The organism is Brevibacillus parabrevis, assembly GCF_003710905.1.
Taxonomy (GTDB): domain Bacteria; phylum Bacillota; class Bacilli; order Brevibacillales; family Brevibacillaceae; genus Brevibacillus; species Brevibacillus parabrevis.
This window is the reverse complement of the sequence record NZ_RHHV01000012.1, coordinates 503260-529919: the sequence shown is the minus strand read 5'-3', so window position 1 is coordinate 529919 and position 26660 is coordinate 503260. Positions and strand designations below refer to the sequence as shown.

General features: G+C 50.7%; 26 protein-coding genes. 5 read left to right on the top strand and 21 right to left on the bottom strand.

Annotated elements, in window-relative coordinates:
- The first annotated feature begins 142 nt into the window (after nt 1–142).
- From EDM60_RS18480 to cbpB, 4 genes are all read left to right on the top strand, one after another.
- Nucleotides 143–1369, top strand: a complete 1227-nt coding sequence (locus EDM60_RS18480) for an S-layer homology domain-containing protein (RefSeq protein WP_122965270.1) — start codon at nt 143–145, stop codon at nt 1367–1369.
- 163 nt (nt 1370–1532) lie between these two features.
- Complete coding sequence (locus EDM60_RS18475; RefSeq protein ID WP_122965269.1) at nt 1533–2375, top strand: lipoate--protein ligase family protein; 843 nt, start codon at nt 1533–1535, stop codon at nt 2373–2375.
- Nucleotides 2376–2429: 54 nt separating this feature from the next.
- Nucleotides 2430–3569, top strand: a complete 1140-nt coding sequence (locus EDM60_RS18470; protein WP_122965268.1) for an acyltransferase — start codon at nt 2430–2432, stop codon at nt 3567–3569.
- 220 nt (nt 3570–3789) lie between these two features.
- Complete coding sequence (cbpB, locus tag EDM60_RS18465; protein ID WP_122965267.1) at nt 3790–4263, top strand: cyclic-di-AMP-binding protein CbpB; 474 nt, start codon at nt 3790–3792, stop codon at nt 4261–4263.
- A 64-nt stretch (nt 4264–4327) separates the two neighbouring features.
- Here cbpB and EDM60_RS18460 read toward each other — a convergent pair whose 3' ends face one another.
- The 4 genes from EDM60_RS18460 to EDM60_RS18445 form a co-directional block, all read right to left on the bottom strand.
- Nucleotides 4328–4675: a DUF3139 domain-containing protein gene (locus tag EDM60_RS18460; protein ID WP_122965266.1), complete on the bottom strand. Its 348-nt coding sequence runs from the start codon at nt 4673–4675 to the stop codon at nt 4328–4330.
- Nucleotides 4676–4803: 128 nt separating this feature from the next.
- Nucleotides 4804–5904, bottom strand: a complete 1101-nt coding sequence (locus EDM60_RS18455; protein ID WP_122965265.1) for a YheC/YheD family endospore coat-associated protein — start codon at nt 5902–5904, stop codon at nt 4804–4806.
- Between the two features lie 163 nt (nt 5905–6067).
- Entirely contained in the window at nt 6068–6628 is a 561-nt protein-coding gene (gene mnmM / locus EDM60_RS18450) for a tRNA 5-(aminomethyl)-2-thiouridylate-methyltransferase MnmM (RefSeq protein ID WP_063227550.1), read from the bottom strand.
- A 35-nt stretch (nt 6629–6663) separates the two neighbouring features.
- Nucleotides 6664–7413 (bottom strand): MBL fold metallo-hydrolase, encoded by a 750-nt coding sequence (locus EDM60_RS18445; protein WP_122965264.1) that lies wholly within the window; start codon nt 7411–7413, stop codon nt 6664–6666.
- 53 nt (nt 7414–7466) lie between these two features.
- Between EDM60_RS18445 and EDM60_RS18440 the strand changes: the two genes are divergently transcribed.
- Complete coding sequence (locus tag EDM60_RS18440; RefSeq protein WP_122965263.1) at nt 7467–8504, top strand: YkvI family membrane protein; 1038 nt, start codon at nt 7467–7469, stop codon at nt 8502–8504.
- 49 nt (nt 8505–8553) lie between these two features.
- On the opposite strand, the gene EDM60_RS18435 is transcribed toward EDM60_RS18440, so the two are convergent.
- From EDM60_RS18435 to yfmH, 17 genes are all read right to left on the bottom strand, one after another.
- A complete protein-coding gene (locus EDM60_RS18435) occupies nt 8554–9420 on the bottom strand; it encodes a 2-oxoacid:ferredoxin oxidoreductase subunit beta (RefSeq protein WP_122965262.1) in 867 nt (288 codons plus the stop codon).
- Entirely contained in the window at nt 9392–11170 is a 1779-nt protein-coding gene (locus EDM60_RS18430) for a 2-oxoacid:acceptor oxidoreductase subunit alpha (RefSeq protein ID WP_122965261.1), read from the bottom strand. Before EDM60_RS18430 ends, EDM60_RS18435 begins: the two co-directional genes overlap by 29 nt.
- Nucleotides 11171–11361: 191 nt before the next feature.
- Nucleotides 11362–12300 (bottom strand): dipeptidase, encoded by a 939-nt coding sequence (locus EDM60_RS18425; protein WP_122965260.1) that lies wholly within the window; start codon nt 12298–12300, stop codon nt 11362–11364.
- A gap of 93 nt (nt 12301–12393) precedes the next feature.
- Complete coding sequence (gene spoVS, locus EDM60_RS18420) at nt 12394–12654, bottom strand: stage V sporulation protein SpoVS (RefSeq protein ID WP_003385776.1); 261 nt, start codon at nt 12652–12654, stop codon at nt 12394–12396.
- Nucleotides 12655–12772: 118 nt separating this feature from the next.
- Entirely contained in the window at nt 12773–13567 is a 795-nt protein-coding gene (locus tag EDM60_RS18415) for a TIGR00282 family metallophosphoesterase (protein ID WP_122965259.1), read from the bottom strand.
- A 73-nt stretch (nt 13568–13640) separates the two neighbouring features.
- Nucleotides 13641–15182, bottom strand: a complete 1542-nt coding sequence (gene rny / locus EDM60_RS18410; protein WP_122965258.1) for a ribonuclease Y — start codon at nt 15180–15182, stop codon at nt 13641–13643.
- Nucleotides 15183–15459: 277 nt separating this feature from the next.
- A complete protein-coding gene (locus tag EDM60_RS18405; RefSeq protein ID WP_122965257.1) occupies nt 15460–16107 on the bottom strand; it encodes a regulatory protein RecX in 648 nt (215 codons plus the stop codon).
- 117 nt (nt 16108–16224) lie between these two features.
- Nucleotides 16225–17283, bottom strand: coding sequence for a recombinase RecA (recA, locus tag EDM60_RS18400; protein ID WP_122965256.1), 1059 nt, complete (start codon nt 17281–17283; stop codon nt 16225–16227).
- 166 nt (nt 17284–17449) lie between these two features.
- On the bottom strand, nt 17450–19039 hold the full coding sequence (locus EDM60_RS18395; protein ID WP_122965255.1) for a DEAD/DEAH box helicase: 1590 nt from the start codon (nt 19037–19039) through the stop codon (nt 17450–17452).
- 7 nt (nt 19040–19046) lie between these two features.
- A complete protein-coding gene (locus tag EDM60_RS18390; protein ID WP_122965254.1) occupies nt 19047–20291 on the bottom strand; it encodes a competence/damage-inducible protein A in 1245 nt (414 codons plus the stop codon).
- Between the two features lie 108 nt (nt 20292–20399).
- The gene (gene pgsA, locus EDM60_RS18385; protein WP_063227562.1) at nt 20400–20975 is read right to left on the bottom strand and encodes a CDP-diacylglycerol--glycerol-3-phosphate 3-phosphatidyltransferase; all 576 of its coding nucleotides are present in this window, start codon (nt 20973–20975) and stop codon (nt 20400–20402) included.
- Complete coding sequence (gene rimO / locus EDM60_RS18380) at nt 20976–22322, bottom strand: 30S ribosomal protein S12 methylthiotransferase RimO (RefSeq protein WP_122965481.1); 1347 nt, start codon at nt 22320–22322, stop codon at nt 20976–20978.
- A gap of 119 nt (nt 22323–22441) precedes the next feature.
- A complete protein-coding gene (locus tag EDM60_RS18375; RefSeq protein ID WP_122965253.1) occupies nt 22442–23347 on the bottom strand; it encodes a helix-turn-helix domain-containing protein in 906 nt (301 codons plus the stop codon).
- A 12-nt stretch (nt 23348–23359) separates the two neighbouring features.
- A complete protein-coding gene (locus EDM60_RS18370) occupies nt 23360–24139 on the bottom strand; it encodes a YmfK family protein (RefSeq protein ID WP_122965252.1) in 780 nt (259 codons plus the stop codon).
- Nucleotides 24140–24252: 113 nt separating this feature from the next.
- A complete protein-coding gene (locus EDM60_RS18365) occupies nt 24253–24522 on the bottom strand; it encodes a DUF3243 domain-containing protein (protein ID WP_122965251.1) in 270 nt (89 codons plus the stop codon).
- 100 nt (nt 24523–24622) lie between these two features.
- The gene (gene ymfI, locus EDM60_RS18360) at nt 24623–25357 is read right to left on the bottom strand and encodes an elongation factor P 5-aminopentanone reductase (protein WP_122965250.1); all 735 of its coding nucleotides are present in this window, start codon (nt 25355–25357) and stop codon (nt 24623–24625) included.
- 9 nt (nt 25358–25366) lie between these two features.
- Entirely contained in the window at nt 25367–26659 is a 1293-nt protein-coding gene (gene yfmH, locus EDM60_RS18355; protein ID WP_122965249.1) for an EF-P 5-aminopentanol modification-associated protein YfmH, read from the bottom strand.
- Between the last annotated feature and the right edge of the window lies 1 nt (nt 26660).

Genomic DNA, 26660 nt, shown 5'->3' with positions numbered 1-26660 from the left:
GCGCTCCTGCCGTTTCCGCGGACGGCCTCCGTCTTTTTTCCTAATTTTCCCGAATTGACTTTGTCCCTTGCAACATTCCTCGCCCAGACGTCGTCGAAGAAGGCAGCTACCAAAAAACACGAGCAAAATTGAGGAGGTCAGCATGAAACGAGCATTCGCCTTACTTCTGTCGGTGTTGATGTTCCTGACTGCCATCCCTTTTGTCGGTGCCGCTTCGACTTCATTCTCGGACGTTCCCCGCAGTCACTGGGCGTACAAGGAAATCACCGAAATGGCAGCAAAAGGGATCATCAAAGGATATGACGACCGGACTTTCCGTCCCAACAATCAGGTAACCCGCGCAGAGTTTGCCAAAATCATGATTGCGGCAGCTGATGTCAACATCCAGAAAAACTCCGTCAGTCCAACGTTTAAAGATGTTCCCCGTTCCCACTGGGCGTTTTATTACGTCGAGTACGCAAAGCCTTACTTGACTGGCTACAAATCCGGTTCCACCTACACGTACAAACCGGATCAATCCGCCGTCCGCGAAGATATTGCGGTGGCTCTCGTTCGACTGCTTGGCTATGACAAAAAATACAAGGCGGACCTGGATCAGTTGAAGAACTTCCGGGATCAAAACGAAATTTCTTCCGCCCTGCGTCCGTACATCGCCATCGCCCTGCAAACTGATTTGATGAAAGGCTACAACAGCTACTTCCGCCCGCAAGACCCGATCACTCGCGCAGAAGCTGCTTCCTTGCTGTACCGGGCCATCCTGGACCGCGACGACGAAACAAAAGTCGTCTTCCCGAACCCGGAACCGCCAAAGCCTGAACCGATCAACATCAGCGACTCTTTTTCCAGCACAGATCTGAAAAACTGGGATACGAAAAAGGCTACCGGAAGCTGGGGCGTCATCAGCAAGCAAGCAACGGCTGTTTCCGACGATGACGACGTCGACCACTACTTCCTGCCGCTCAGCTGGAATGAATCCGCCAAACCGGAAAATTACGAGCTGAGCATCGATGTAAACGTATCGGGTACGAATGGATTGGCCGGACTTTTCTTCAACGGAAAAGACGGAAAAGCCAATGTCGTGTTCGTCCAAAAAGATCGCGTCGTTCTCGGCAAAGTGTCAGACGCCAACAAAGACGACATCGATGTCATCGCATCCGGTTCCTACAAGCTAAAATCGTCCAACCGCCTGAAGGTAGCTGTCAAAGGCAACACGGTTTCGATTTATGCGAACGATCAGTATTTGTTCGGACAGCAACAAATCAAGCAAGAAGGAACACAGCTTGGTCTGTACATGCAAGAGGATGCGGCAGAAGAAGCTCCTCGCAAAATGACTTACCTGGACAATTTCCAACTGAAAGAAGTGAAGTAACCCCCATACACCCGACACGCGCCTCTCTGCTTGTCGGGTGTTGTTTTTCTCAGGCTTGTCTGCAAGCTTTTCCCATCCAGAAAAAAGGGGGGCGAAAACCTAGAAATGTACACGGTTCAGTTGTATAATGATAGCTATTCTTGTCCTGTGAGGAGCCTTTTTCATGTCATTTTCTGTCAATCAGCCTTTCCACTGGATGGATTCAGGAATTTATCAAGGGCAACCGCTTGAACCGTTGTATCGCGACGAGGCTTTGGCGGCTGGTATGCAACGGGAATCTGCTGTACCGATCATCCACCTTTGGGTATACGATCAGGCTTTGTATCTGGGGCGCAGAGACGCCAGACTCCCCCATCTGGAGCAAGCTCTGCACCAGTTCGGTCAGGATGGCTTCGGCTGTGTGCTGCGATCTTCCGGCGGCGCCTGTGTACCGCTGGATGCTGGTGTGCTCAACATCGCCTGGCTCTTGCCCGATACGGCAATCTCCATCGATGCTTTCTTTGCTTTTGTAGCCGACATGCTTCAAGTTGGGCTGCGCGACTACGGCGAGCTGGAATTTGGCGAGGTCGTCGGATCTTACTGTGCCGGAGAGTACGATTTTTCCTTGCACGGGAAAAAAATCGGGGGAATGGCGCAGCGCCGTACCCGCTACGGATCGATTTTGCAGATTTGCATTAATATAGAGGAAAGACCGCGCGGGGAATGGATGGAGCGTTTTTATGCGCTGGCCGGACTGGATGAGATGGAAGCGCACAAGCCGATTCCTGGCATCGTTGGCTCGACGGTAGGCAGCATTGCCGGACTGACCGGGAAGCCGACTACTGTCGACGATGTAAAAGCGCGTTTGTTCGCTGCGATTCGTTCCCAGTGGCCTGTCATCTCTGTTCCTTTTTCCGTAGAGGAGTCGTTGCTGGCCGAATCGGAGCATCATCTGTCCCAGCGCTTGCAGCTTTTCTCCTTTACCGCAAAAGAACTGGCTATACCCCAATGGCGTTTGCCTAAATAAGCTTTTCCATCTGGAAAATCAGGTGGTGTAGCCGGTGAGACTTTGGGAGGATTTATGAATAGCGATCGAAAGGGGACGTTTCAGGATCTGAATGCCCTTTTTGTTTTTGGAGCACTCTCTGTACTTGCGATTCACATTCTCGGTTTTTTTGTGGAAAACCAGCAAGACTATCCTTGGAATGGCGAAATCGAAACCGTTCTGCTCATTTTGTTGCGCTTCGGGCGCTCTCTGTTTATTTTTGCGACGGGCATGCTGCTGTTTTACTGGTATCAGCAACGGGAGATGAACTGGGCTGTCTTCTGGAAAAAGCGTTTTCGGGTCATCATTGTGCCGTACGTGATCTGGACGGCGATCTTCACCTGTTTCAAGCTCCAGACGGTTGATCCGAGCGTGTTGGCTGTTCCGTTTTTGGACAGCCTTTTTACCGGCAGCGCCTTTTACCATCTGTACTACATCCCGCTTTACTTGCAGCTGTGTCTGCTGTTTTGCCTGATCAAGCCATGGTTTGAGCGATTTTTGCGCTTTCGCACGCTCGTTGTGCTTTTTGTTGGACAAATCGGCTTGTACGGGATTTACAACTACTTGTTCATCCACCCGCTCTGGGAAATCGACTGGGCAGCTTCACCGCTTTTGACTTTTTTCCAGCATACGTATGTGGCTGGACAAAACTACGTGCATATGTACATCTTCACGTTCGCCCTCGGTGCATACGCTGGCCTGAACCTGGAAAAATGGCGAGCCTGGACATGGCGTTTGCAAGTGCCTGCCTGTATCGTCACGCTGATCACCGCGCTCTGTATTGCAAACGATTTCGTGAGCGGCTCGAAGTCGTATTACGAGAGCCTGAACATCTTCAATCCGCTCTATTTGCTCTATACGACAAGCTTTCTGATCAGCTTTTACTCGCTTTCCCGCTATCTCGGAAAGCTGCCCAAGTTCGGGCAATGGCTATCGGACATGGCCCGGCAAAACATGGCGATCTATCTCGTCCATCCGCTGATCTTGTTTTTGCTTGAGAGCTATGTCATTTTCCGGCTGGATTGGTCCACGCCCTGGATTATGCTGGCGATGTTCGTCGTGACGCCACCGCTCTGTATTTTCCTGTACGAGCATACCCTCGTCTCGCACTGGATGCGGGGAAAAGGCAAGGCGACATCCAAGCCGCTTTACAAGACGGAAGTTTACAAAGCATAGCGCCCCGCGTTTGCTTTCCTCCAAACTCCTAATGTAATCAAAGGCTCCTTCTTGCATACTAGAATCAGGGACAATTGTTCCACACCTCGATTCTTTGCCTGGCAAACTGCCGGGCTTTTTTTGTGTAGATCTACCGCTGGCACCGCACTTACGGTATCATAGAAGAGGATCACTGGCAGCGCATTGGCTGCCGTAGACGACAGAAAAGGTGGTCGATCTGATGAATCAGGAAATTCCATTGTTACATACTCCCATTAAAGAGCTTATTATCGCTTCCACTAAGGTCGCTCATGTGCAATTGGGGAACTCACTTGAGCACGCCCTGCTCGTCCTCATCAAATCCGGTTACTCGGCTGTTCCGGTACTGGATCACCAATACCGTTTGCACGGTTTGATCAGCACAAACATGATTATCAACAAATCGCTTGGACTCGAACGCTTCGAGCTTGAAAAAATCTCCGAGCATACCGTCGATGATGTCATGGACACGAAAGTGCCGCGTCTGAATGATACGGATGAATTTTTAAAGGCTTTGGAAGTCTCGATTAATCACCCGTTTGTCTGTATTGAAGACAAGGAGCATTACTTCCAAGGAATTTTAACGCGCAAATCGATTTTGGCTCTGGTTTATCGCCATTTCCGCAACTTGCCGTACCCATTGGCCGAACAGCAGTCGGCACAAGAGAAAGCTTGACGTTGCATGCAAAAAGACGGGGGCCAGCGCCGCCGTCCTTTTCGTTCTCCATCAGCTTTTCCCGTCATTCCTGTTTGCGGTGATCGTGCTTCAGATCCTTCTCTTCCCATCCCCGCTTTTTCCCTTCGTCTGTGAGCACATAACCGTACTGCATCACATCGTTGTGAGCGAAATAGATGTAGGTCACTTCCGGCTCGTCCGCAAAGACGACTTCCGCTAAAAAGCTCGGCAGCTTCTTGCTCCATACCCCTGTTACCGACTTGATCTGCTCTGGCTTGTAATGCGCTTCCTCTACCAAATATGTTTTCACGCGCTCGGCGTAGGCGTACTTGTTGTATTCGACATAAACAAAAGGCGTCAGCACGAGCAAGAGCACAACGACCAGCACAATCCACCACACGTAGCGTTTCATTCACAGCTTCTCGCTTTCTCTTTTTCCCAAGATTATACATAGCTGCTCTCTTTCGTCAATACGTGTCTTGCTTTTCCCGCCAAAATGAAAAAGCAGACGTTGCTCTCGCAATGGTCTGCTTTCCAGCGTCAACCGTGCAGCCGCAAGTATTGGGCCGCATGTTTTTTTCTGAGCTTTTGCTCCTCGATCAATGTCAATGCATACTCCATCGGATGACGATACGTCTGCTTGAACATCGCTTTTTCCCCTGCTTTGAAAAAGGAATAGCGCTGATCGCGCACATTGACCTCGATCAAATACGGATTGCCTTTCTCGTCGATCCCCATGTCCATGCCAAGGTCGGCCAGAGAAGGAAAATGACGCCCGTACTGTTTCGCGATCGCTACTGCCGCGTCATTGATTCGCTGGACCGTCTGCGCTTGTTGTTCAGGCGTGAACAGGGTCGACACAGCCTCCGAAAAAGGAACCGCTCTTCCGCCCCGTGAAAGGTTGCTCAGCTTGTTTTTGCTGTTGGCCACTTTGGCAACCATACCGCTCACTGTCCAGTCCCGCTCCCTGTTTTTTTGCACCGATACACGGATGTCAAACGTTTTTCCTCCGTAACGCGCCAGCGGAATCCCGCGCTGGATGAGAAAGCGCTTGTTGCCGACCCAACGGCGGACAGCCGCCAACAGTTCGGGGCGTGACATCACTTTGCGTTTTTTCGAAGCGATAAAGTGGTAGTCGCTGCCGTGTCGCTCGATTCTGGCTACTCCGATGCCGACAGAGCCAATCGACGGCTTGACGTAGACAACTTGGTATTTATCGAGAAACTGGCGAAGCTGTTCTCCTGAATAGGGAACCGTGTTAGGCAAGTATGGACGAATCTGCTCATTTTTCCAAAGCATCTGGTGGACCTTGCGCTTGTCACGGACAACGAGGCCGTTAAAGACCGTCTTTTTCCTGCTCAGTCTGGAGATGACGGCACGGGCCTTTTGATCCCCTGTCAGGACGCGATTATGGATCACTTTCGGTATATGGACCAATCGGGAAACGAGTCTGTGTCCGTTCCAAAAATAGCCCTGCACCCGTTCATCGCCTGCAAGGACATGCCTGGGGTGAAAAAAGACAGGCTCCAATCCGAGCTCTTTGCCGATTTCCACATAGTACGGCAGACGCTCGTAAGACTTGTCTCCTTTGATCCCTTTCTGCATAATGCCCCAATCCAACATAATGCCGATTCTGTTCACAAAAGATCCCCCTTGCTCCATTCCTCACCATAAGGTATGTGTGAAAAACGGCAGGGGCGTGCCTATTTTGCGAACAGCAAGCCTATTCCAGCTCCAGACAAATTTCTCGTACCCGTTCCGTAATCTGTCGGAATATGCGCTTGCCCGGGAAAGGGAAATGAACTCATTGCCCCCGGCGTTCGATCGCCAGCAAAAAGGGAGCCTGGTTTTGCTGGTTGACGTACTGGTATTTCAGCACGAGAAACTCAAGCTGGCTGAGTTCCTGGCAAAAAGACTCGACGGCTTCCTTCTCGACTTCGCCTGCTGTGTGGCCCCAGTAGATCATGACGGTCATGACTCCCCCTGGTCGAAGCACTTGCAGACCAGACTGGATCGCTCGAATCGTGCTCGTCGCTTGCGTCGTAATTTCTTTGTCGCCGCCTGGCAAATAACCGAGATTGAACATGATCGCACCTGCTTGCCCGTCCAGTCGGTCGATCTCCTCGTGACTGGCCAGCTTCAGCTCGACGCGCTCTGCCAAGCCTTCGCGCTCCAATCGCTCTTTCGTTTTGGCAATCGCCTGTGGCTGAATATCAAAAGCGATGACTTTCCCGGTCTCCTGGACGAGCTGCGCCAGAAACATGGTGTCATTTCCGTTGCCCATCGTGGCGTCAATCACCGTTTCTCCCGGTTGTACTCGCTCGCGAATCAGTTTTCGTGCTACCTCTAATACATTTGGAAACACTGCCCTCTCTCCTCTCTTTGTGTCGCACACGCCGCTTATAGTTCGATTTTCAATCCAATCCGGGCCGCATAGACGGGACCTGCCACAAACGCCTCTGCCTGCGCCAGTACGTCGCTCTCCGGATACCCGTGAAACAGATGGGTGATCAGCAAAGAACGACAGTGGTGCGCTTGCGCCAACTCCGCTGCCTGGCGAACGGACAAATGCCCGTTTGGCCTGGAAGGCAGATTATGATCCAAATAAGTCCCTTCGCAAATGAACAGGTCTGCCCCATCGACAAAACCGCTCCAGTTGGTTCCAGGCCCGCTGTCTGCGCCATACACCAGCGTCTTGCCGTTTGCCACAAGGCGCATCGCATAGCAAGGGTCGCCGTCTCCATGGTCGGTACGCAAAAAGGAGATGTGCGCATCTCCAATGGACAGGCTGGTCTCCGCGTGAACCGGAAAAAAGCGGGTTGCGTCCCGGTACGTCAACGTTTTTGTCTGTCCCTCTGGCTTGTCTGGAGCGTAGATGGGGAGCGGCTTGTCAGCAGGCCGCTGTCCGAACAGTTGATGAACCATCAAGCCGTACTGCAACACACCGACATCTGCCACATGGTCGTGATGATAGTGAGACAATAGCAAGGCGTCCACTTCGTAAACAGGCAAATGAACGCCTAACTGGGAAAGCACCCCGCTTCCGCAATCCAGGAGCAGCTTCACTTCGTCTGTTTCGATCAAATAGCCTGGAGTGGCACCCTGAGGGCCTGGGTAAGGAGATTGGTAGCCAAGTACGGTTACGCGCATATTCGGTTCACTCCCATTCATAGGATGGAATAAGGTGGGACAGGAGGTCTGAGATGCAAGGAACATGGAGAGCCTCATGGCAAATCGCTTTTACGTATATCGGTACCGTCGTAGGGGCTGGTTTTGCTTCTGGCAAAGAAATTGTCGAGTTCTTTGTTCAATACGGAACGCAAGGCTTGATCGGCATTGTCATCGCCACAAGTTTATTTGTATGGGCCGGAATCCGTGTCATGCTGATTTCCTATCGCATCCAGGCCGATTCCTATCAAGAAGTCAGCACATATTTGTTTGGGCACCCTTTTGGCACGGTTTTCAACACGTTGCTATTGACGGTGTTGCTAGGAACTACATCCGTCATGTTAGCGGCTACTGGCGCTATTTTCTGGGAGTCGTTTCGCTTGTCTCCGCAAATCGGCATTTGGCTTAGCATGATCTTGATTTTCTTCGTGACCCGCAAAGGGTTGTTTGCCATCCATCAAGTAAACAGCATCTTTGTACCGATGCTGATTTTGTTTACGCTGCTCGTGTTTCTCTATTCGAAGCCGTGGCTGTTTACAGGCGTCACGGTAGAAGCCGTACGCCCCTTGGCCTGGATCAGCTCTCCTCTCTATTATGTTGCCTTAAATGTCACGCTTACACAAGCAGTTCTTGTGCCAATCGGCAGACATAGTACGAGCGAAAAGCCACTGATCGCCGGCGGAATCATCGGTGGACTGGGAATCGGCCTGCTCCTATTGCTCGCCTATTGCTCGCTGTCGGTAAAAATGCCGGGTATCCAGGAGGCGGAAATGCCGATGATTGCCTTGCTAAAAGGACTGGGCAAAGGAATCCCCTTTTTGTTCTCGCTGCTGGTCTACGCGGAAATTTTCTCGACTCTCGTAGCCAACGTCTTCGGCCTGGCCCAGCAAATCCGCCAAGTTACCCGGTTGCGTGGCCCGACAATTCTTCTCGGCATTTTACTGATTTGCTACCTGGTCAGCTTTATCGGCTTCAGCTCGCTGCTGCGCTTTTTGTACCCGCTGTTTGGGCAGCTTGTCCTGTTTTTCCTGGTGATGCTCGTCTACAGACAATGGCGGGATCGCGCCTGGTAATAACGCAAAAAACCTCTCCGTTTTTCGGAGAGGTTTTTTCATCGAAACCTTATGCAAATTCTGCAACCAGTTTGTCGAAGTCTTCTTGGGAAAGACGAATGTCTTGGTTTGCCAAGCCTTCTTCTTTGAAGCCTTTTACGAGAGCTTCGTAAGGTTTTTGCTCGGTGTTTTGGTAGATCAGACCAGTGATCAGACCTTTGTATTGCATGGAAGTAGACATAGCCTTGATCCGGTCATGAGGATCGTAGCCTTCGATTGTGTCTACAGGCACGATGTTCTCTTTGAACCAGTCATAGGTGTTTACTTTGTTATAGGTTACACAAGGGCTGAATACGTTGATCAGGGAGAAGCCTTCGTGTTGGATACCTTTTTCGATCAGATCAGTCAAACCTTTCAGGTCGCTGGAGAAAGATTGAGCAACGAAAGTCGCACCAACAGACAGCGCCAGTTCAACTGGAGTGATGGAAGACTCGATAGAGCCTTGCGGTGTAGACTTGGTCACGAAACCAGTCGCGGAACGCGGGGAGGTTTGACCTTTTGTCAGACCGTAAATTTGGTTGTCCATTACGATGTACGTAACGTTCATGTTACGACGGATCGCGTGTACAGTGTGGCCCATACCGATTGCAAATCCATCCCCGTCACCACCGGCTGCGATAACAGTCAGCTCGCGGTTTGCCATTTTCACACCTTGTGCGATTGGCAGGGAACGTCCGTGAATACCGTGGAAACCATAGCAGTTGATGTAACCGGAAATGCGCCCGGAACACCCGATACCAGAAATAACCGCCAGATTTTCAGGTTCCAGACCTACGTTTGCTGCGGCGCGTTGAATAGCCGCCTGGATGGAGAAGTCTCCACAGCCTGGGCACCAGTTAGGCTTTACGTTATTTCGAAACTCTTTCATAGTCGCCATGTTTTACCAGCTCCTTCACTTCAGCATAGATTTCCTTCGGCAGGAATGGGTTACCGTCATATTTGAGCACAGATTGGATTTTTTCCGCGTTTCCAACGTGTTGTTTGAGCAGGTTTGTAACTTGCGCTTGGATGTTGTGCTCAACAACAACGACTTTCTTCGCTTTGTCCACAAGTGCTTTGATTTGTTCAGTTGGGAATGGGTGCAGCAAACGGATTTGCGCGTGGTTTACTTTCACTCCCTCTTTTTCCAGACGGCCTTTTGCTTCTTGAATCGTACCGATGGTAGAGTTGATACCTACTACCAGAACATCCGCTTCAGCGTGAGGTGCATCGACAGTTACAGGGTTTTTGAAAGTTTTCAGTACGCCTTCCAGCTTGCGCATACGTTTATCCATTTGTTGAACACGGTTAGCAGCATTCTCGGACGGACGACCCGTTTGATCATGCTCAACACCTGTTACGTGGTGCAGACCGTATTTTTGACCAGGAATTACGCGTGGAGAAACGCCGTCTTCGGTTACTTCATAACGTTTGAACAGGTCGTTTTGCTCTTTTTCTGGCAATTCTTGTCCAGCAAGCAGTTTTCCGCGGCGGATTTCTACTTGGCTGTAGTCAAATGGAGTAACGGTTTGTTTGCCCAAGGAAAGAGTCAGGTCAGTCATCAAAATAACTGGCAGCTGATATTCTTCGGCAATGTTGAAAGCTTCAACGGCATCGTAGAAGCACTCTTCTACTGTGCTTGGCGTGATAACGACTTTTGGAATGTCACCGTGAGTACCATAAATCATCGCATTCACGTCGGATTGCTCGATTTTGGTAGGCATACCTGTAGATGGGCCACCACGTTGGGTGTTCACGATCACAACTGGTGTTTCTGTGATACCAGCCAGACCGATTGCTTCCATCATCAGAGCCAGACCAGGACCTGCAGAAGCAGTCAAGGAACGGGCACCACCGTAGTTAGCACCGATTGCCATTGTAATCGCAGCGATCTCGTCTTCCGTTTGGATAACGGTTCCGCCCAATTTTGGCAGCTTTTTGATCAAGTATTCCATTACTTCGGAAGCAGGTGTGATCGGGTAAGCTGGCATGAAGCGGCAGCCTGCTGCTACAGCACCCAGAGCGATCGCATCGTTACCGATCAGGAACAGTTGTTTTTGCGGATCTGCTTTTTCCATTTGGAATTCAGGCAGTTGACCGCCAGTCAGTTCATTTACGAAATCAAATCCGCGACGAATGGCATCCATGTTCTTTTCAACCACTTTTTCGCCTTTGCGGAGGAACATATCTTCAACGATAACACGGTAACTTTCCACTGGAATGCCGAGGATTGCACTGGACGCACCAATCGACACCATGTTTTTCATCAGGGAAGTTCCCAGTTCATCAGCAATCTCAGTTAGTGGTACAGTGAAGAAGCGAACTGGCTTCAACCCGTCCGGCAACTTTGGATTGAATTTAGCATCCGCGATAATGATGCCGCCTTCGCGCAGCTCATGCGCATTGAAATCGATCGTCTCCTGGTCAAACGCTACGAGAATGTCCAGATCGTCAGAGATCGCACGCATTGGTGTTGTGCTCACGCGAATTTTGTTGTTCGTGTGTCCACCCTTAATACGGGAAGAGAAGTGACGGTAGCTGTACAGATGGTAACCCATCCGGTTCATCGCCATCGAGAAAATCTCACCAGTACTCTCGATACCCTCCCCTTGCTGTCCTCCAACTTTCCAGGAAAGTTGACTAATCATTCAGATTCCACCCTTTCAGTGACTGTGAGAAAGCTGCCCATCTTACCCGAAAAGATTGATAAGATGTGACAATTCTGTGCATAGACAGTAACAATTGTAGTCCTGTCCCTGTCAAATTGCAAGTGCTTTTACTCAACTTACTTTTGACCTGAATTTTAATGTTGAACTTGGTACATTAATATCCTCATGTATTATTGTAGCACGTTTCCGAAAACACGCAACCAATTTCCTCGCACAAATTTCAATACTTCCGCCTCTTTGTAACGTCTAAGCAGAGCTTCTAGTAATTGGGAATACGCTGCTGAGGAAGACAGGTCGCCAAAGGTGTTCGTGATGCCGTCAAAGTCGGAACCAAACGCAACATGATCGACTCCGCCCAGCCCGCATACGTGATCCAAATGGCGCAGCAAGTCATCAATCCATGCCGTCCGCTTCTCTTCCACCGTGAAAAAGTCGACAAACGTCAGCCCCATGACTCCATCCTTGGCAATCAAGGCGCAAATCTGCTCGTCCGTCAAGTTGCGCGGATGGCGGCAAATTTGTCGCGCATTGGAGTGGGAAGCGATGACAGGTGCTTTGGAAATCTCCATCACGTCCCAAAACCCCGGATCGGCCAAGTGGGAAACGTCGACGATCATCCCGAGCCGATTCATTTCTTCTATTACTTGTCGACCAAATGCGGTGAGTCCACCCGGGTTCGGTTCCCCGCTGCCATCTGCCACACAGTTGCCGTGGTTCCAGGTCAATGTCATTCCGCGAACACCAAGGCGATACCATGTGCGAAGCTGTACGAGGCTTTCCTCCAGGGCGTGTGCTCCTTCTACAAACAGAATAGCCCCTTTCTCCCCCTTTAATACGCGCTCGTCCAAATCAGCTTTCGTGTAAATCGGGCGGAATTGTTCACTCGCCACCTTTTCATAAAATATATCGATCATTTCTAGTATCGTATGAAAACGGCGGCCATAAGGCACATGAGTAGGAACAAAACAGGCAAGCACCTGTATATCTACATTCCCTTTCACGAGAGCGGGAAAACCAGCCTGCAAAAAATCGTCTTCTTTATAGAAGTCACGCTCCGGCTCTTTCCACAGCTTGCACAATACATCGCAATGCGCATCGAATACGTTCATGATTCTCTCTCCTTCTATGTAACCGCATATTTGCACACGAAAAAACCTGTTCATTCTTCGAACAAACAGGCAGGCGATACGTTTGCAGTTTTATTATCTGGGTTCTACGATTAGTTTGATTGCAGTACGCTCTTCTCCATCAATCACGATGTCGGTAAAGGCTGGAATACATATGAGGTCAACTCCACTCGGCGCTACGAACCCTCGTGCGATTGCTACGGCCTTCACAGCTTGATTAAGCGCCCCAGCGCCAATGGCTTGGATTTCAGCTGCACCGCGTTCTCTAAGAACGCCGGCAAGGGCACCAGCAACGGAATTGGGGTTAGACTTTGCTGAAACTTTTAATACTTCCATCCTTTTTGAACCTCCCGTCTGATAGGAATCCTGTCATCATTAGAATGATATTCGCATAACCCCTAAAAATTCCTGCTAACTCGCTAGAAAGATTCAAAAAATTCTAATCTTATGTTTATTATTCCATAAACGGGTGGTCTACGTCAATTCTGATTCGCTGCAATTTCTTCGCGTGACCCGTGGCTTTATCCAGCGTAATCAGGACAGCGTTCAACTGCGCCGGATCAGGCGCCACTTCGAAACGGACAGGCAGCTGGGTCAAAAATTTCTTGATCACGGCTTCCCGCTCCATCCCGAGAATGCCGTTGCTTGGGCCGCACATGCCCACGTCGCACAAAAAGCCTGTTCCTTGCGGCAAAACCCGTTCGTCAGCCGTCTGCACGTGCGTATGCGTACCTACAACCGCGCTAACCCGCCCGTCGAGGTACCAGGACATGGCTTGCTTCTCTGATGTCGCCTCGGCGTGAAAATCGACAAAAATCAATTTGGTGCGTTTGCGCGCTTGCTCAACCAGTTTGTCTGCCATCTGAAACGGGCAATCGAGCGGAGGAAGGAACGTCCTGCCCATCAAATTGATTACCGCCAGCTCTCCTTCTGGCTGCTTGATGTATGTAATGCCTTTTCCAGGCGTTCCTGCCGGAAAATTCGCCGGACGAATCATTCGCGGCTCATCATCGATAAAGTCAAAAATTTCTCGTTGATCCCACGTATGGTTTCCGAGCGTAATCGCCTGGACTCCCCATTCGAACAGCTCTTTCGTAATTTTTTCTGTAATCCCGCGACCGTGTGCCGCATTTTCGCCATTGGCGACGATAAAGGTTGGTCCGTATTTTCTTTTCAAAAGCGGCAGGTACGTTTTCACGATTTCTCTGCCGGGCGATCCCATAATATCTCCGATAAACAACAGCTTCATCTGACATTCACCTCATTGCTAGTATACACAACTGCAAGCGTTTAGAAAAAAAGTAAAGTGGCCATTAGCCACTTTACTTTGCATACTCGACTGCCCGTGTTTCACGGATGACCGTTACTTTGATATGTCCCGGGTAGTCCAGTTCATTTTCAATTCGTTTTGTGATCTCCCGTGCCAGACGGGTAGCTTCCGCATCATCAATCTTGTCAGGTTGAACCATTACGCGAATTTCGCGTCCCGCTTGAATCGCATAAGACTTTTCTACGCCATCGAACGACTCAGAGATTTCTTCGAGTTTCTCCAAACGTCTGATATAAGTTTCCAATGTCTCACGGCGTGCGCCTGGACGTGCAGCAGACAGAGCATCTGCCGCTCCCACGAGCATGGCAATGACGGAAGTTGGTTCGGTATCACCGTGATGAGAAGCAATACTGTTGACAACAACATGATGCTCGTTGTACTTCTTGGCCAGCTCCACACCGATTTCCACGTGTGAGCCTTCCACTTCATGGTCAATCGCTTTTCCGATATCGTGCAGAAGACCTGCACGTTTGGCCAGCTTCACGTCTTCTTTCAGTTCTGCTGCCATCAAGCCAGCGAGATGAGCCACTTCCATCGAGTGCTTCAGCACGTTCTGACCATAGCTGGTACGATAACGCAGTCGTCCCAAAATCTTGATCAGATCCGGATGCAGGCCATGTACGCCAGTTTCAAATGTTGCTTGTTCTCCGTATTCACGGATACGCTCGTCTACTTCGCGGCGCGCTTTTTCCACCATTTCCTCAATGCGGGCCGGGTGGATGCGTCCGTCTGCAACGAGCTTGTCGAGCGCTGTCTTGGCGATTTCCCGACGGATCGGATCAAAGCCAGACAGGATGACTGCTTCCGGAGTGTCGTCGATGATCAGATCGATTCCCGTCAACGTCTCCAAAGCACGGATGTTTCGTCCTTCCCGTCCGATAATCCGTCCCTTCATCTCATCGTTTGGCAACGTCACCACAGAAACGGTTGTCTCTGCTACGTGATCAGCTGCACAGCGCTGAATGGAGGTGGTAATAATTTCGCGAGCGCGCTTGTCCGCCTCTTCTTTGGCCTGCGTCTCTATCTCTTTGATCATCACGGCCATTTCGTGGCGAACGGTATTTTCCACGTCAGTCAGAATGATATTTTTCGCCTCATCCTGCGTCAATCCGGAAATGCGTTCCAACTCGGAAACTTGTTCTTTATATAAGTGCTCTACCTTGCTTTGCAGTTCTGCGATGGCGCGGTCGCGCTCAGCCAATTCTTCCTCTTTGCGCTCCAACTGTTCCATCTTGCGGTCCAGCGTTTCTTCTTTTTGAAGAATGCGCCGTTCCTGACGCTGGATCTCGTTGCGTCTTTCGCGCAACTCGGTTTCTGCTTCGGAACGAAGTTTGAACACTTCATCCTTGGCTTCCAGCACCTTTTCCTTTTTAACGGCTTCGGCGTCCCGTTTCGCTTCCTCGACGATCTGGCGTGCAGCTTCCTCCGCACTGGAGATCTTTGCTTCCGCAATCGATTTTCGAATGAAGTAGCCAGCACCCAAGCCGATGAGCAGGGCGACGAGCACGATGACAACTGTTAGTATAGGCTCCATAGACTTTTTCGTTTCACCTCCTTATTGTAAGATCTCCCCGCTTTCCAAGCATTCGTTTTTCATGGAGTGCCGCTTTCGTTTTGCTCTCACATAGAGCATTCGCTAAAAAACAAGACCGATTTTACTCGGTCCGCTGAATCCGTACTGCTATCGCACGGTTGTTCAGTTGTTTCACAGGCAACGAGTGAGCAAAGCGTCAAAAGTTATGATACACCAAGTAAATACAAACCTATTTTATTATTTGTGAACAAGAATTGTCAAGATCATGCAAATAGAGTCAGCGCTCTTCGTCCCTTCTCTGACGCAATTCTGTGCGAACTTGCTGGACGATGGAATGCGAGAAGCCCTTGCGCATCAGCATGGCGAGTAGTTTTCGCTCCTCGTCAGGATTCGGCGCTCCTGTGATCCGTCGCGCTTTCTTCTCTATCAAAGCGCGGGCAGCCTCCAGTTCAGCCTCTCTTGAAACGCCTTGCACGGCATCTTCGGCAATCGCCTTGTCTACCCCGCGCTGCGCCAGTTCCATGCGCAGCATGTAGGAGCTTCGCGGCTTCAGGCGCAGCCGTTCTTCCACCCACTGCTTGGCAAATGCTTCATCGTCTATGTATCCGTGATCTTCGCAACGCTGGCAAATTTCATCGGCAACTTTTGCATCAAAGCCTTTGTCCAGCAAATACGCTTGCAGCTGACTGCGGGTGCGCGGGCGCATCCCCAAGTATTTCAGGGCGCCCAAATACGCCTTGTGCCGCTCTTCCGCCACCAGCACTTCACAATAAAACGACTCGTCCACATCGGTGCCTTTAAATAGGTTGTACTTTACCAGTATGTCTTCATGTACCGTAAACGCATACTCCCCATCCAAATCAATGTGATACCGCTGCTTTTGCTTGTTGTCGCGGTGAACGGCAGTGATTTGGCCGCTCTTCATTTTGGCCCACTCCTTTCTTCGGCTTTGTTGTTCAATCTAATAGAACATAGAAAAGCCTCGGGACGTCTGTCACAGAAAACAGCCTGTCTCATCGACAGGCTGTTCACTTATGCTCCATTACTCAAGGTCAAATGCTGGCTCTTCGTCTTGCTCAGGATCGACGACTGGTTCTGCTTCAGGAACAGAGCCTGGATTGAGGCTGAAATACTCGCGAACCTTTGTCTCGATTTGGGAAGCAATATGCGGGTTTTCTTTGAGGAAGACTTTCGAGTTTTCCCGTCCTTGGCCGAGGCGCTCCTCGTTGAAGGAGTACCAAGCACCACTTTTTTGTACCACATCGATTTCGGAACCGATATCGAGGATGCTGCCCTCTTTGGAGATCCCTTCCCCGTACATGATGTCCACTTCAGCGACTTTGAACGGTGGCGCTACTTTGTTTTTCACGACTTTGATCTTGGTCTTGCTGCCAAGGATGTCGTTACCGACTTTGATCGATTCTGCTTTACGAACATCCAGACGCACGCTGGCGTAGAATTTCAGAGCGCGTCCACCTGGAGTTGTCTCTGGGTTACCGAACATCACGCCTACTTTTTCACGCAGCTGGTTGATGAAGATCGCGATTGTCTTGGACTTGTTGATCGCACCGGACAGTTTGCGCAAAGCTTGCGACATCAGGCGGGCTTGCAAACCTACGTGGGAATCTCCCATCTCGCCTTCAATCTCTGCTTTTGGAACCAGTGCTGCTACAGAGTCCACGACGATGATATCTACTGCACCGGAGCGCACCAGCGCTTCAGCAATTTCCAATGCTTGCTCCCCTGTATCCGGCTGGGAAAGCAGCAACTCATCGATGTTCACGCCCAGCTTGGCTGCATAGACAGGGTCCAGTGCATGCTCGGCGTCGATGAAAGCCGCTTGTCCACCTTGACGTTGTACTTCTGCGATTGCATGGAGCGCTACGGTTGTTTTACCGGAAGACTCAGGACCATAAATCTCGACGATACGGCCACGTGGGAATCCACCTACACCCAATGCGATATCCAACGCTAACGCACCACTGGAAACGGTCGAAATCTGAACGTTGGACACCTCTCCCAACTTCATGATGGAACCTTTTCCGAACTGCTTTTCTATTTGACGCAATGCACTCTCCAAAGCTGCGCGACGATCTGACAAATGGTACACACCCTTTCACTTTTCGCATCTCTTTTGCTTGTCTTCATCATACATCGAGATAGAACCGTTTGCCAAGTGTTTTTTGCGAACAAATATTCGCATTGTAAAAAACAGCCATTTTCTGGATAGTTCCAGAGAAATGGCTGTCTGTTTTTCACCTGAGCAATTAGGAGCGTTTTGCACCGCGCGGCTTTGCCGGCTCCAGGTTGATGCGTTTGCCGTTGATGCGGGTTTGGCGCAGCGACTCGTAAACGAATGCCGCCACTTCTTCCGGCACTTCCACGAACGTGAAGTTCTCGAAAATGTCGATGCGGCCAACCGATTTGCCAGGAATGCCTACCGACTCGGAAATCTCGCGCACCAAATCTTGCGGCTTCATGTTCGCATTGCGGCCTACGTTCAGGAAGAAGCGAACCATGCCTTTTGCAGCACCCGTCTCTCCGAAGTTGTACGCTTCTGCCTCCTGCATTTGGCCTGCCTCGGAATGGAAAGCCAGATGCAATGCAGCAGCCGCGACTTTCTCGGCCGGGTATTGAGCGACGAGCGATTCCGCGACCTTTTGGTACATATCCGCGATCGCATCGCTCTCCAAAAGGCTTGTCAGCTGCTCGCGAAGCTGTTCTTGCTTGCGCTCCGCCACTTCCTCAAGCGACGGTACGTTGCGGGACAGCACTTGCGCTTTTGTCTGCTTCTGGATGAACATCATCTGTCTGACTTCGCGCGGCGTCACCAATGTCATGGCGATTCCTTTGCGTCCTGCACGGCCTGTACGGCCGATCCGGTGCACGTAGCTTTCGGAGTCTTGCGGAATGTCGTAGTTGATTACGTGCGAGACGTTGCCTACGTCGATCCCGCGCGCTGCTACGTCTGTTGCGATCAAAAATTCAATCGAGCCTTCACGGAAAGAGTTCATCACTTTGTCGCGCTGTGCCTGGGACAGGTCACCGTGCAAGCCATCTGCCAAGTATCCGCGGGATTGCAGCACTTCGGACAGCTCATCTACGCCGCGTTTGGTACGACAAAAGATGATGCCAAGCTCTACATCTTCGCTGTCGAGAATGCGACACAGGCTCTCCACTTTGTTTCGGTCGAACACTTTGTAGTACACTTGCTCGATCAACGGCGCTGTCACTTCTTCGCGGCTGACAGCGATCGTTTGCGGCTGTTTCATGTAACGGGTAGCCAAACGCTTGATTTCAGGCGGCATCGTTGCAGAGAAGAGCAACGTCTGGCGCTCTTCCGGCATATGATTGATGATTGTTTCGATATCTTCGATGAAGCCCATGTCCAGCATTTCGTCCGCTTCATCGAGAATGAGCGTATGTACATTCTCCAGCTTCAGCGTTTTGCGACGCAAATGGTCCATGACGCGTCCAGGGGTTCCCACCACGATCTGTACGCCTTGGCGCAGAGCGCGAATCTGGTGACCGATGGACTGTCCGCCGTAGATTGGCAGTGTGCGCACTTTGTTGTACTTGGAGATGCGCAAAAGCTCTCCGGCAACCTGGATGGCCAACTCGCGAGTCGGGGTCAACACAATCGCTTGTACGCGATTGGCTGGTGTAATTTTTTCTACAAGCGGAATCCCGAAAGCCGCTGTTTTTCCCGTTCCGGTCTGTGCTTGACCGATCAAGTCTCCTCCGTCCAGCACTTTCGGAATGCAGGCTGCCTGAATCGGCGATGGCTCTTCGAAGCCCATATCGTGGATCGCCTGCAAAATGGATTTATGTAAAGGAAAATCAGAAAACATCGTCATGAAAACGTCACCTTTCTTTTTGCATTTGCAGCGCATAAAATAGCGCAAATTTGGCGGCACGCCCAACAATCGCCTTTCTTCTGCCTGCAAGGCGAAGCTCTTTGACTACTGTTGGCATCCCTTCACCCGCAATCCCTACGTAGACAAGACCTACAGGCTTGCCTTCCGATGGATCGGGACCAGCCACACCCGTCACGGAAACTCCGTATGTGGCTCCCAGCTTGGCTCGTACATTCTCCGCAAGCAGCTGCGCTGTCTGGCGGCTGACTGCGCCGTCTGTGGACAACACTTCTTCAGGCACGTCGAGCAGCTGGTTTTTCACATCGTTTGTATAGCAAACGATGCCTCCTTGGAAAACAGACGAACTGCCAGGAACGGAAGTAATGAGCGAAGCGATCGTGCCGCCTGTACAGCTCTCTGCACATGCGATGGTCTCGTTTCGCTTTTTCAGTTCGCTTACCAATACATCGTGCAGGGAAGAATCCTCCCCCATCCCGTACACGTACTCGCCAACGCGCTTGCGAATCTCCTCCTCGACCGGCAAAATCAAGGCTTCTCCTTCTTCTGCCGTTGAGGCCCTCGCCGTAATCCGCAGCGTTACTTCAAATTCTTTTGCATACGGAGCAATCGTCGGGTTGTCCTGTTTTTCAATCAGATCCAGCAACCGCTCCTCCAGAGCAGACTCACCGATCCCGTAGAAGCGCAGCACATGAGAATGAAATACTCGCTTCTCCGGCAACAGATCCGTCAAGTACGGCATGACGTAATGCTCCACCATCGGGTACAGCTCGCTAGGCGGTCCAGGGAGAAGCACGAACGTGCAACTGTCATGACGGATCGCCATCCCAGGCGCCATCCCGAAGTCATTGGGGAAGACATGGCTGCCTGAGAGAACCAGCGCCTGCTTCCGATTGTTTTCCGTCATGACAATCCCACGTTGCAAAAAGAATTGTTCAATTCTTTCCATGGCTTCCGGATTTGTCTCCAGTCCGACGCCCACGTGCCCTGCCACTGTTTCTTTTGTCAGGTCATCCTGAGTCGGTCCAAGCCCACCCGTAAAAATGACAAGATCGGAACGGTCGGCTGCGAGGGCGATCACCTGCTGCAACCGCTGCGTGTTATCGCCGACAACGGAATGAAAATACACTCCGACACCAATTTCCGCCAGTTTTTGCGAGAGAAACTGAGCATTGGTGTTGGCAATCTGGCCTAGCAAAAGCTCGGTACCTACTGCGATAATCTCCGCTCTCATTTTCCTCATCCATTCTCTTTGAGAGTAGAAAAGCCTCTAACCAAACAGTTTATCACCGATAGTGGCGCAAGAGAAGAGTCTTGTGAAAAAAGAGACCAATACCCGTAACTACGAGTATTGGATGACGTTGCGATTTTTCGCAAAGTAGTCGTACCCGGAATAAAGCGTAATCACAACCATGGCCCAAGTGGCTACCTCATCGAAGGGAATCCCGAAAAAGCCGAATGGGAAATTGCGGATCATGACGGCTGTAATCGCCACGATCTGCACCCATGTTTTCAGTTTACCCAAAGCACTGGCAGCAATTACCTGTCCTTCAGCCGCAGCAACAAGGCGCAAACCTGTTACAGCAAACTCCCTGCTGATAATCACAATCGCAATCCACGCCTCCAGCCGCTGCATCTCTACCAAGGAAATCAAGGCAGCAGAGATGAGCAGCTTGTCGGCAAGCGGGTCCAAAAATTTTCCGAGATTGGTCACGATCTTGCGTTTGCGTGCAATGTAACCGTCGAGTCCGTCCGTACTGGCTGCTAGGATAAACACCAAAGCCGCAATCAGCTCGTTATACGTCATCGTCAGGCTGCCAATGGAAAATGTCCCGATGTTGTAACGCACCAGCAGAAAAAACATAACTACCGGCACCAGGAAAATCCTGGCGAGGGTGATGCGGTTGGCGAGATTCACCTAGACTACCTCCCCGGCCAAATCGTATTCATAGGAGTGTGTGATCTTTACCTTTACGATTGAGCCTAATTTGCCTTTGAATCCGGTTACGAATACTTCCCCGTCAATTTCCGGGGCATCGTATTGCGTCCGGCCTACATAAATGTCGTTGCGCCCTTCGTAACGCTCAATCAGGACGTCCAGCTCCTGGCCGACAAAGCGGCCATTGCGGTCGCTTGCAATCTCACGCTGAATTTCCATCAGCATGTTCGCCCGCTTTTCCTTGACCTCTTCGTCCACATGATCAGGCAGACGGGAAGCCGGGGTGTCCTCTTCATTCGAATAAGTGAACACACCCAAACGGTCAAAACGGATGTCTTTCACGAAGTCGGACAACTTGGCAAAGTCCTCTTCGTTTTCGCCAGGGAAGCCTACAATCAAGGAAGTTCGCAGGGCAACATCCGGTACTTGCGCGCGGATTTTACCGACAAGCTCGCGAATATCCGTTTGGCGACCCGGACGACGCATTCTTTTCAGAATGTGGTCTTCTGAATGCTGCAATGGCATGTCGATGTATTTGCATACCTTTGGATTCGTAGCAAACGTTTGAATCAATTCGTCTGTAAAAAAGCCCGGGTATGCGTAATGCAGACGAATCCACTCGATTCCCTCCACTTCGGCGAGCCGGTTGAGCAGCTCGGGAAGCATCAACTTGCCATCGTAAATATCTGTACCGTAGTTCGTGGAGTCCTGGGCAATCAAGCTGATCTCCACAATCCCCTGCTGCGCCAGATGGCGGGCTTCCTCCAGAATGGACTCAATCGTCCGGCTGCGGAATCCGCCGCGCATCAGGGGGATACTACAGAAGGTACAGGCATTGTCGCATCCCTCGGCAATTTTAATGTATGCCGAATACGTGCCTTCTTTCACTTTTCGCTTGACGACATCTTCGTACGCAAAGATTGGGTTGCCCACAAAAATCGGACGCTTGCCTTCCAGCGATTCTTCAATGATCCCTGTAATCGACATAAAATCGCCTGTTCCGACAATGCCGTCCACTTCAGGGATCTCGTTCAAGATATCCTCTTTGTAGCGTTGTGTGAGACAGCCTGCCACCACAAGCGATTTCAGCTTGCCGGCTTCCTTCAGCTCGCCCATCTCCAGAATCTTGTTCACAGATTCTTCCTTGGCGGCATCAATGAAGCCACAGGTATTGACGATGACCACGGTTGCTTCTTCCGGATTGTCAACCAGTTCATAGCCTTTTTCATCTATCAGATGGGCCATCATGTCGGAATCGACCAAATTCTTCTCACAGCCCAGCGTAACAATCGCTACTTTTTCACGCGTGCCTACCTTCTCTGCCATCTTTTTTCCTCTTTCCTCCAATTGGTCATACCAGCCCATATTACACCTATCCAGTATAATATAAGCCTAAAGGAAGTGTCAAAAGAGACGAAAGTACGAAAGGCAAGCATAATGCTTGCCTACTGTGCTGTTGCCTCTTTCATTTTGATGGTAAGGTTCGACGGCATGAACTTCATTTTGGATGTATCGACCGCAGCTCCGTTCACGGTCAGCTCCAAGGCCGTCGGCTTTCCGAGGCGGACATACGCCGATTTCTTCAATTCAATCGTGATCTCTTCCTTGGCGCCTTTTCGCAGTTCGCCTTCCTCCACATACTTCTTGCCTTTTCCTTCCGATACACCGAACCAGCTTCTGTCTTCCTTCACTTTCAAATGAACCGTAATTTTCTCTCCGCCTTGCAAAGAGTAATTGTACATGGAGCCTTGCTGCGACTCGAATGTGATCGTCGCTGAAGAGGCTACCTCTCCCGGCTCCGGCGTTGTCGTTCCCGGATCAGGAGTAGGTGTGACAGTAGATGGCGGTTGCGGCTGCTGCGCAATCGGAGAAGTAGTAGCCCCTCCACCATTGCCCGGAGTGACGATTTCCGCTCCAGGATTGACCGTTCCGCTTGGTACAGGCTGGGTGATTGTATTGCCGTTGTTATTTACCGCTGCGATGTAAATAACGCCAATAATCAAGGCAATGAAAAGCACCAGCAACGTCTTGGTAACCCATCTTCCTGCCTGTAGCGGGTTGTTCGCGGAAGCAACTCTCCTGCGACGCAGTCTTTCCACTTGCTCCGTAGGTGGCTGGGCTGGCAAATCGGCCTGAAAATGCGTCAGGATGTGATTCGGGTCGAGACCAACGGCTTCCGCATAACTCTTAATGAACGCACGCGCGTAAAAGTGGCCGGGAAGTACATGAAAATGACCTCTTTCAATGGCTTCCAAATATCGCCGCTGTATCTTGGTGATTCGTTGGATGTCGTCGAGCGTGATTCCTTTTTCTTCGCGGGCCCTTTGCAGGACTTGACCTAGCTCAGACACAGCTGCCCCTCCTTAATTCATGTCAAAATTATCGAAGCCGCGATTGTTGATCAGCTCGTATGTAATTTCCTCATCCGGATAGTGACGAAGCTCGATAATGTAATGAAAATCAGATATTTCGTACTCTGATTCTCTTACAAAAATGTCCGGATGCTCGATGATCTTCGCGGCAGGAAAGTTCATAATCTCCCGAAGCAAGGTGTAATGCTTCTCTGTCGATCGCAGCGTTGAAACAATTCCATCTATCAAATATACATGATCAGTAGACAATTCATCAATGGCTAAGGAATTGCGCACTGTCTGCCGCAGCAAAGTAGATGAAATAAACGTCCAGCGCTTGTTCGCAGACACGCTGGCTGCAATCATCGATTCTGTCTTCCCGACACGAGGCATTCCCCGGATTCCAATTAGCTGATGGCCCTCTTTTTTCAAAATCTCAGCCATGAAGTCTACCAACAGCCCCAGCTCGTCACGGACGAAGCGGAACGTTTTTTTGTCCTCGCTGTCACGCTCGATGTAGCGTCCATGGCGAACAGCGAGACGATCCAACATGGTAGGGGGACGTAACCTCGTTATGGTTATGTTGTCCATTTTTTGCACAACGTTGCGCAAAACCTCCATTTTTTCATCGTCATCTGTCAAAAGCAACATGCCGCGGCGCATCGTATCGACACCGTTGATCGTGACGATATTAATGTTCAACATCCCCAGAATAGAAGACACGTCACCCAACAAACCAGGACGGTTACGGGCAATTTCGTACTCCATGTACCATTCTTTTTTCGCTTCCATATAGAATCCTCTCCGCCAAGACAGAATAATCTTCCTCTGTAGTATATCACGTTCGTATCGTTCGACAAACAAACGCGAAAAGAAAAATCCCCGTGAATAGGGGATTTAAAAGACTAATTGCCTTTGTTCAGGCTATCTGGATTTTGCACGAGCTTCACCATGAGGGAAGCCAGCGCTTGTTGTTGCTGTTGATCGCCCGCGTCCCAAAGCTGTTTCAGCAAGCGCTCCTGATCATTTTTCGGATCAACCTGCTCGGCGAGGTAGCCTCCAATCTGATACGCTACGTTTTCCAGCGTCTGGCTTTCCATCCCAGCCTGTCTGGCCTGTTCTACTCGGTCTCCGAGAAATTCTTTCCAGTCGCGAAAGTTGTCCAGAATCGACATAAGGAAATTCCCTCCTTTTTTCGTTGGGGCAATAGAGTCTTCTGCTGCCCACACAGGAGGTAGATTTCCACTATTTCTCGGAAATTATGCACGCCCAAGCTTATGTATACCAGCCGCCGTTCGGGCTAATGATCTGCCCCGTCACATAGCTGGCATCTGCCGATAACAGAAACCGCACAACAGCCGCCACCTCGCGCGGATCGCCAAGCCGGTTCGCCGGAATTTCCTCTGCGATCATCTCCACTTCGTCAGGGGAAAACCGCGCCATCATTCCGCCAGCAATCGCGCCGGGGGCTACGGCGTTCACCGTGATGCCATTGGGCGCCATTTCCTTGGCCAACGCTTTGGTAAACGTGTTGATCGCGCCCTTCGTCAACGAATACAGCACTTCGCAGGAACCGCCCGTAAGCCCCCAGATCGAAGAAACATTGACGATCCGTCCATATCGCTCACGGAGCATGGCCGGCAACGCAGCCTGACAGACCAAAAAAGCAGAGCGAACATTCATCGCGACCAGCTCGTCAAACATCTCGACCGACACGTCGGTAAACAGTCCGACGTGATCGGCCGAAGCGTTGTTGACAATCAACAGCGGCGGTGACGGCATCTGGGCAAACATCGCGGCAATTTGCGCCGGGTCCCGCAAATCCGCCTGTAGCTTGCAAAAAGGTACATTTCTTTCCTGGCACAGCTGCACCAAACGATCCAGCTTGCTTTCCGAACGGTTGTAATGCAGGTAAAGGGGAACCCCTGCCTCAGCCAGATAGGTGCCGATCGCCTGGCCGATTTCTCCAGAGGCTCCCGAAATAAACGCCCAAGGCGTCTTTTCCATCATGCCCACTCCTTACTCTTGCGGCGAAGCGGAACGCACGATAGAAACTGCCATCTGTTCCTCCAGAAAATGCTCGTTCAGACGTTGACCCACTTCTTCCAATGTAATCGACTCCAGCGTCGGCACGACGGAGAACAAATCGTTGCCGTTGAACTTGAAGCTTGTAAACTGGTTCGCGATAAACTCCACGGAATTGAGCGAGCGCAGGAAATTTCCGATCTTTTTCCGCTTGGCCCGCTCGAACTCTTCCTGGTTGATGCCTGTTTGCTTGAGTTGTGCGATTTCCGCTTTGATAGTCGCCACCAAACGGTCCGGGTCTGGCGTATCTCCCCCGATAATCGTATAGGCGTAGTCTTTTTCGCTGCTGTAGTCAAAATCAAAGCTCTCCGTAATCAGTTCGCTTTCGTACAGCCGCTCGTAGATGGCGGAGCTGGTTCCAAACGCGATGTCCAAAATGAGCTTTGTCGTCAAGTCCCTTTTCAGCAGCGCTTCCTTCGACAGTCCCGTTTCTTTTTCCTTGATGCCGATCATGCACTTCGGAAGACCGACCGTGAGAAACGCTTCGACTTTGGCCTGCGCCACAGCGGCAGGCTCATCCGGGAACACGCGGGTAATCTGCGGAGCAGGAGGAAACTCCTTCTTCGTCTGGTTCTCGCGGATCAGCTTCATGATCGACTCCGGTTCGAACGAGCCCACCACCAAAAGCAGCATGTTCGACGGATGGTAAAACGTCTCGTAGCACTGGTAAAGGTACTCTTTTGTGATATGCGAGATCGTCTCAATCGTGCCGGCAATCTCGATGTTGATCGGATATTTTTGGTACATGGCCTTGAGCAGGTTCATGTAGACTTTCCAGTCCGGATTGTCGTCGTACATCGTAATTTCCTGGCCGATGATTCCTTTTTCTTTCTCCACGCTGGCATCTGTAAAGTACGGGTCTTGCACGTAGTCCAGCAGCAGATTCAGGTTGTCATCCAGCTTGTCTGTGCACGAAAACAGATAAGCTGTGCGGTTAAAGCTCGTGAAGGCGTTGCACGATGCGCCGTTCTTGCTGAACTCGTGCATGACATCCCGGTCTTTTTTCTCAAACATTTTGTGTTCGAGAAAATGGGCGATCCCGTCCGGCACATTGATTTCTTCCCCGCTGCGCGTTTTGAAATGGCTGTCGATCGAGCCGTAACGCGTAGTAAAAACGGCGTACGTCTTGCTGAACCCTTGCTTGGGAACAAGGTAGACTTGCAGCCCATTGTCCAATGTTTCGTGGTAGACGGTTTCATTTACTTGGTCAAAAACGGTCGTCTGCATG

Bases quoted from the DNA above. Each gene is read 5' to 3' on its own strand.
- EDM60_RS18480 (WP_122965270.1), top strand. From the start codon at position 143: ATGAAACGAGCATTCGCCTTACTTCTGTCGGTGTTGATGTTCCTGACT.
- EDM60_RS18475 (WP_122965269.1), top strand. From the start codon at position 1,533: ATGTCATTTTCTGTCAATCAGCCTTTCCACTGGATGGATTCAGGAATT.
- EDM60_RS18470 (WP_122965268.1), top strand. From the start codon at position 2,430: ATGAATAGCGATCGAAAGGGGACGTTTCAGGATCTGAATGCCCTTTTT.
- cbpB (WP_122965267.1), top strand. From the start codon at position 3,790: ATGAATCAGGAAATTCCATTGTTACATACTCCCATTAAAGAGCTTATT.
- EDM60_RS18460 (WP_122965266.1), bottom strand. From the start codon at position 4,675: ATGAAACGCTACGTGTGGTGGATTGTGCTGGTCGTTGTGCTCTTGCTC.
- EDM60_RS18445 (WP_122965264.1), bottom strand. From the start codon at position 7,413: ATGCGCGTAACCGTACTTGGCTACCAATCTCCTTACCCAGGCCCTCAG.
- EDM60_RS18440 (WP_122965263.1), top strand. From the start codon at position 7,467: ATGCAAGGAACATGGAGAGCCTCATGGCAAATCGCTTTTACGTATATC.
- EDM60_RS18435 (WP_122965262.1), bottom strand. From the start codon at position 9,420: ATGGCGACTATGAAAGAGTTTCGAAATAACGTAAAGCCTAACTGGTGC.
- EDM60_RS18430 (WP_122965261.1), bottom strand. From the start codon at position 11,170: ATGATTAGTCAACTTTCCTGGAAAGTTGGAGGACAGCAAGGGGAGGGT.
- EDM60_RS18425 (WP_122965260.1), bottom strand. From the start codon at position 12,300: ATGAACGTATTCGATGCGCATTGCGATGTATTGTGCAAGCTGTGGAAA.
- spoVS (WP_003385776.1), bottom strand. From the start codon at position 12,654: ATGGAAGTATTAAAAGTTTCAGCAAAGTCTAACCCCAATTCCGTTGCT.
- EDM60_RS18415 (WP_122965259.1), bottom strand. From the start codon at position 13,567: ATGAAGCTGTTGTTTATCGGAGATATTATGGGATCGCCCGGCAGAGAA.
- rny (WP_122965258.1), bottom strand. From the start codon at position 15,182: ATGGAGCCTATACTAACAGTTGTCATCGTGCTCGTCGCCCTGCTCATC.
- EDM60_RS18405 (WP_122965257.1), bottom strand. From the start codon at position 16,107: ATGAAGAGCGGCCAAATCACTGCCGTTCACCGCGACAACAAGCAAAAG.
- EDM60_RS18395 (WP_122965255.1), bottom strand. From the start codon at position 19,039: ATGACGATGTTTTCTGATTTTCCTTTACATAAATCCATTTTGCAGGCG.
- EDM60_RS18390 (WP_122965254.1), bottom strand. From the start codon at position 20,291: ATGAGAGCGGAGATTATCGCAGTAGGTACCGAGCTTTTGCTAGGCCAG.
- rimO (WP_122965481.1), bottom strand. From the start codon at position 22,322: ATGGCAGAGAAGGTAGGCACGCGTGAAAAAGTAGCGATTGTTACGCTG.
- EDM60_RS18370 (WP_122965252.1), bottom strand. From the start codon at position 24,139: ATGGAAGCGAAAAAAGAATGGTACATGGAGTACGAAATTGCCCGTAAC.
- EDM60_RS18365 (WP_122965251.1), bottom strand. From the start codon at position 24,522: ATGTCGATTCTGGACAACTTTCGCGACTGGAAAGAATTTCTCGGAGAC.
- ymfI (WP_122965250.1), bottom strand. From the start codon at position 25,357: ATGATGGAAAAGACGCCTTGGGCGTTTATTTCGGGAGCCTCTGGAGAA.
- yfmH (WP_122965249.1), bottom strand. From the start codon at position 26,659: ATGCAGACGACCGTTTTTGACCAAGTAAATGAAACCGTCTACCACGAA.